The following is a 4,722-nucleotide window of genomic DNA, read 5'->3' on the forward strand; positions in this document are numbered from 1 at the left end:
CAGGCCGCCATCGCGGGCGAAGGCATAGACCATGCGCGAAGTCGAGGTCAGGCAGGCCAGTCCACAGATATAGTTGACGATAAATACGCCTATCCCCAGCGTGATCTGCAGGCCTTTGGGCAGTATCGATAGCAGAGCCGAAAACACCCCCACCCCCTGTTTGACGCCTTCGCTGATGCTGGGCATGGTCAGTACGAATACCGAGACCAGAATGTAGCCGAACAGCGCCGACCACAGTACCGCCAGCATGATGCCCTTGGGCACGTTATGGGCGGCATGGTGCGTTTCTTCCGAAGTATGCGCCGAGGCGTCGTAGCCGGTGAGCGTATAGACGGTCAGCAGCAGTCCCGATAAAAAAACCAGTGCCGGGCTGCTGTTTTGCGGCCACAGGCTGCCTTCGGTGCCGGTGAAGTTGGTAAAGGTAAACAGGCGGGTGAAATCCAGCGGCCCCGGTGCGTAGATCAAGAGCGAGACGGTCAGCACCAGCGACACGAAGAAGATCAGATAACCCGAGAGGTCGGTCAGTCGGGTGGTGGTCTTGATGCCCTGATGGTTGAGCCAGGCTTGCGACAGGGTGATGGCCGCGATAAACAGGGTCTGGTGCGTCCAGTTCAGGCTGGCGGGATCTATGCCCAGAAGCGGGGCGATCAGTGTCTTGAAGAAGGGGTCGTAGACGCCGAAATTGACCGAGGCGACGACAAAAATCAGCCCCAGAAGGTTGAACCAGGCGGTGGTCCAGCCATAGCCGCGTCCGCCAAGAATCGAGCTCCAGTGGTAAAGGCCGCCGGCGGTCGGATAAGCCGAGGCGATCTGCGACATGGCAGCGGCGACCAGCAGCACGAACATCGAGCCCACGATCCAGCCCAGGCCGACCGAGGCGCCACCACCGGCCGACAGGGCGGCAGGGAAGGCGGTGATGCCGCCGGCGAGGATGCAGATGATGGAAAACGAAATGGCGAAATTCGAAAAGCCGCTCATGCGCCTTGCCAGCTCCTGCGCGTAACCCATACTGTGCAGCTGCTTCTCGTCCTCGCTCATGGGGATGCGCGTATCCGGTTTATTTTCTCTCATGCTGCTTCTCCGTAGGTGAACTGCCGGCGACAGGTGTCGCCGCAGCCTTTGCTTGGGTGGCCAGACGCACGATTTCGTCAAACAAGGACTGCTGGCGGGCGTCGTCGCCGGCAGTCAATTCAGGATGCCATTGCACGGCGATCAGCTCGGGGAAGCCTGCCAGTGTCAGCGCTTCGATGATGCCGTCGTCTGCCCAGGCCACGGCTTGCAGGCCGTGGCCTAAACGGGAAACGGCCTGATGGTGCCAGGAGAGCGGGGTCACTTGCTGGCTACCCAGCAGTGCAGCCAGTGTGGAGGCAGGCTCCAGACTGACCGGATGGGCAACGGCCGCACGTGCAGGCGAGCGGTGAGCCACGGTCTCGCCAACCACGTCCGGCAGATGCGGGTGCAGGCTGCCACCCAGCGCCACATTAAAGAGTTGCAGGCCGCGACAGATCGCGAGGGTAGGGAGTCTGGCCTTGATCAGTGCCCGCGCCAGTGCCAGCTCGGTGTGGTCGCGCCCCGAATGGATGCCGTACAGCGTTTCATGCGTGCGCGCCGTGTGTTCGGGCGCGATGTCGCCACCGCCTATCAGCACTACGGCGTCCAGCCGCGACAGCCAGACGCGTATCCAGTGCTCGGCATTGCCGTGATGGGTATGCGGCAGCAGAACCGGCACGCCGCCCGCGCGTACGACGGCATCGATATATTCGGGCGGGGTGTGCGGGCCATGGCCTGCGCCCGCCGGATAGGTGGTCAGCCCGACCAGCACCGCCTCAGTCATGGAGCCGGCCCGCGACGGCCTCCATGAATATGTGGCGGTAGTCGTCGGCAGAGAGCAGGCACGGGTTGCCGCCATCGCTGGGATCGGCCTTGGCCATGGCGCCGATCTCGACCGCACGCGCGTCGTTCAGACCGATGTCGCCAAGGCTATCGGGAATGCCGGCTTCACGGCGCAGTGTCAGCACCCATTGCAACACCGCGTCGTAGCCTGAGCCCGGCAGATCCAGTACCCGAGCGAGGGTCACCATTTTTTCCGTTATCGCCGTGCGGTTGCGCTGCATTACATAGGGCAAGAGGATGGCGTTGGCCAGCCCGTGATGGACATCGAACACCGCGCCTATCGGATGCGCCAGCGCATGCACCGCCCCCAGTCCTTTCTGGAAGGCGGTCGCCCCCATCAAGGACGCTGCCAGCATCTGGCTGCGTGCCTCGATATCGTTGCCATCGTTGACTGCGCGCAACAAAAAATCGTGCACCAGACGCATGCCTTGCAGTGCGATGCCGTCAGCCAGCGGGTGATAAGCGGGCGCGCAAAAGGCTTCGAAATTGTGCACCAGCGCGTCGATGCCGGTGGCGGCGGTCAAGCGGGACGGCAGGCCGGTAGTGAGTTCGGGATCGGCCAGCACCCGGGATGGCAACATCGCCGGGTGGAAGATGATGACCTTGCGCTGTGCCGCCTCGTCTATGATCAGCGCGGCGCGCCCGACTTCGGAGCCGGTGCCTGCGGTGGTGGGGATGGCAATCACCGGCAGCATGGCCGTGGCATCGACCCGCTTCCAGTTGTCGCCCACATCCTCGAAATCCCATAAGGGGCGGTTTTGCCCTGCCATCAGCGCCACCGTCTTGCCCACGTCCAGCGCGCTACCGCCACCGATGGCGATCACGCCGTCGTGTGCGCCGGCCCTAAGGGCCGCTACGCCGGCTGTCACATCACGCCCTATCGGGTTGGGGCGCAGTTCGTGAAACAGTGCGTGTGCGATATCGGCAGCACTAAGGACAGACAGCAGCTTTTGCACCGGTGGCAAGCCGGCAAGTCCGGCATCGGTGATGATCAAGGGATTGCGCATCCCGAGTTCGGCGCACAGCCCGGGCAACTCGCTGATGCGTCCGGCGCCGAAGCGGATATGGGTGGGGTAATTCCAGTTGCCGGCAAGCGTCATCGTCAGCCTTTCAGATGGAAGGATTTGATCCGGGTCAGCTGTGCATAGCCCAGAGTGGATAGCGCGATGCCGCGCCCGCTGTCCTTGACACCGGTCCATGCCAGCGCCGGGTCAAGGTAGTCGCAGCGGTTCATGAACACGGTGCCGGCTTGCAACGCTCTACCCAGACGGATGGCCGCGTCTTCGTCACGGGTCCACAGCGAGGCGGTCAGGCCGTAGCGGCTGTCGTTCATCAGTTGCAGCGCCTCGGCGTCACCCGCCACCGGCATGATGCCGACCACCGGGCCGAAGCTCTCTTCATGCATCACCCGCATGCGGTGGTTCACATCGACCAAGACCTGCGGCGCGAGATAGGCGCTAGCGGCGGCATCGGCGGGAAACAGTGCCGGGTCTATCAGTGCGCGTGCGCCTTGTGCGAGGGCTTCGCTGATCTGGCCGCGTACGAATTCTGCGGCCGAGGCACGCACCAGGGGCCCAAGGGTGGTGCTGGCGTCCTGCGGGTGACCCAGCCGGTATTGCCGGGTGAGTGCGACAAAAGCATCGACAAAGCGCGGGTAAATCACGGTGTCAACATAAATGCGCTCGATGCCGCAGCACGACTGGCCGGCATTGAAAAAAGCGCCGTCGACCAGATTCTCGACGGCGGCATCCACATCGGCATCGGCACGCACATAGGCCGCATCCTTGCCGCCCAGCTCCAGGCCGACGCCGATAAAGCGCCCGGCGGCGGCGTGCTCGATGGCGCGCCCGCCCGCGACCGAGCCGGTAAAGGCGACAAAATCGATGGCGGAATCCGCCACCAGAGCCAGTGTGGCGTCATGCGCCAGATGCAGATACTGGAACACCCCTTCGGGTAAACCGGCTGCGACAAAGGCGTCGGCCAGAATCTCGGCTGCCAGCGGCGTCTGGCTGGAGTGCTTGAGAATGACGGTATTGCCGGCGGCCAGTGCCGGAATAATGCTGTTGATGGCGGTCAGGAACGGGTAGTTCCACGGTGCCAGCACCAGTACCGTACCCAGCGGTTCGCGCCGCATGAAACGGCAGAAGCCGGGCTTGGGCTCGGGGCGGATATCGGCTAGCGCCTCGTGGGCGATGGCCAGCATATGGCGGGCACGCTCTTCCAGACCGCGCACTTCGAAGGGGGAATGGGCGATCGGGCGGCCAATCTGGCGGGTGATGGCATCGGCAATGCGTGCCTTGTCCGCCACCAGCGCATCCACGGCACGGCCTAGCAATGCCAGCCTGTCACTCAGTGGCAGGCCTGCCCAAGTACCGCGTGCGGCTCGCGCCAAAGCCAGCGTATCAGCGACCTGTGCGGCATCGGCGTAATCGCGCGTCAAGAGTACGCTGCCGTCTAGCGGGGAGATAACATCAAAACTTGTTTTCATCAGATGGCCTCGAAATAGCGCTGCAATTCCCAATCCGTCACGTAGCGCTGGAATTCGCGCTCTTCCCATTCGCGGGTGGCGGCGTAATGCTCGACAAAATCCTCGCCCAGCCAATCGTGGGCAATAGCCGAGTCACGCAAGGCATGCGCGGCATCGCGCAAGGTGTGCGGCAGCTTGAGATGGGCCGGCGCGTCATACTGGTAGCCGTTGGCACTGATGGGCGCCTCCGGCTCTATCCGTCCGGCGATGCCGGCAAAACCGGCGGCCAGTGCACCGGCCAGCGCCAGATAAGGGTTGGCATCGGCGCCGGGCAGGCGGTATTCGACACGCTGGCTCTTGGC

At 63.6% G+C, this 4,722-nt stretch carries 4 protein-coding genes and 1 pseudogene; all 5 read right to left on the bottom strand.

Annotated elements, in window-relative coordinates:
- The coding region (locus tag ACRC1E_RS02940; protein WP_438513614.1) for an amino acid permease at positions 1-1,071 on the bottom strand (1,071 nt) is incomplete at its 3' end.
- Positions 1,058-1,834 carry a gamma-glutamyl-gamma-aminobutyrate hydrolase family protein gene (locus ACRC1E_RS02945; RefSeq protein ID WP_438513615.1) on the bottom strand — a complete coding sequence of 259 codons (777 nt, stop codon included), beginning with the start codon at positions 1,832-1,834 and terminating at the stop codon, positions 1,058-1,060. The genes ACRC1E_RS02940 and ACRC1E_RS02945, both read right to left, overlap by 14 nt.
- The gene (locus ACRC1E_RS02950) at positions 1,827-2,993 is read right to left on the bottom strand and encodes an iron-containing alcohol dehydrogenase (protein ID WP_438513616.1); all 1,167 of its coding nucleotides are present in this window, start codon (positions 2,991-2,993) and stop codon (positions 1,827-1,829) included. Before ACRC1E_RS02950 ends, ACRC1E_RS02945 begins: the two co-directional genes overlap by 8 nt.
- A 2-nt stretch (positions 2,994-2,995) precedes the next feature.
- Positions 2,996-4,381, bottom strand: a complete 1,386-nt coding sequence (locus ACRC1E_RS02955; RefSeq protein WP_438513617.1) for an aldehyde dehydrogenase family protein — start codon at positions 4,379-4,381, stop codon at positions 2,996-2,998.
- Positions 4,381-4,722: pseudogene (locus ACRC1E_RS02960) on the bottom strand (glutamine synthetase); the annotation flags it as partial. The gene ACRC1E_RS02955 and the pseudogene ACRC1E_RS02960, both read right to left, overlap by 1 nt.

It is taken from the genome of Craterilacuibacter sp. (assembly GCF_051659485.1).
In the GTDB taxonomy this organism is placed as follows: Bacteria; Pseudomonadota; Gammaproteobacteria; order Burkholderiales; family Chromobacteriaceae; genus Craterilacuibacter.

Excerpts from the sequence above, each read along its gene's own strand:
- ACRC1E_RS02950 (WP_438513616.1), bottom strand. The coding sequence starts at position 2,993 with ATGACGCTTGCCGGCAACTGGAATTACCCCACCCATATCCGCTTCGGC.
- ACRC1E_RS02955 (WP_438513617.1), bottom strand. The coding sequence starts at position 4,381 with ATGAAAACAAGTTTTGATGTTATCTCCCCGCTAGACGGCAGCGTACTC.
- ACRC1E_RS02945 (WP_438513615.1), bottom strand. The coding sequence starts at position 1,834 with ATGACTGAGGCGGTGCTGGTCGGGCTGACCACCTATCCGGCGGGCGCA.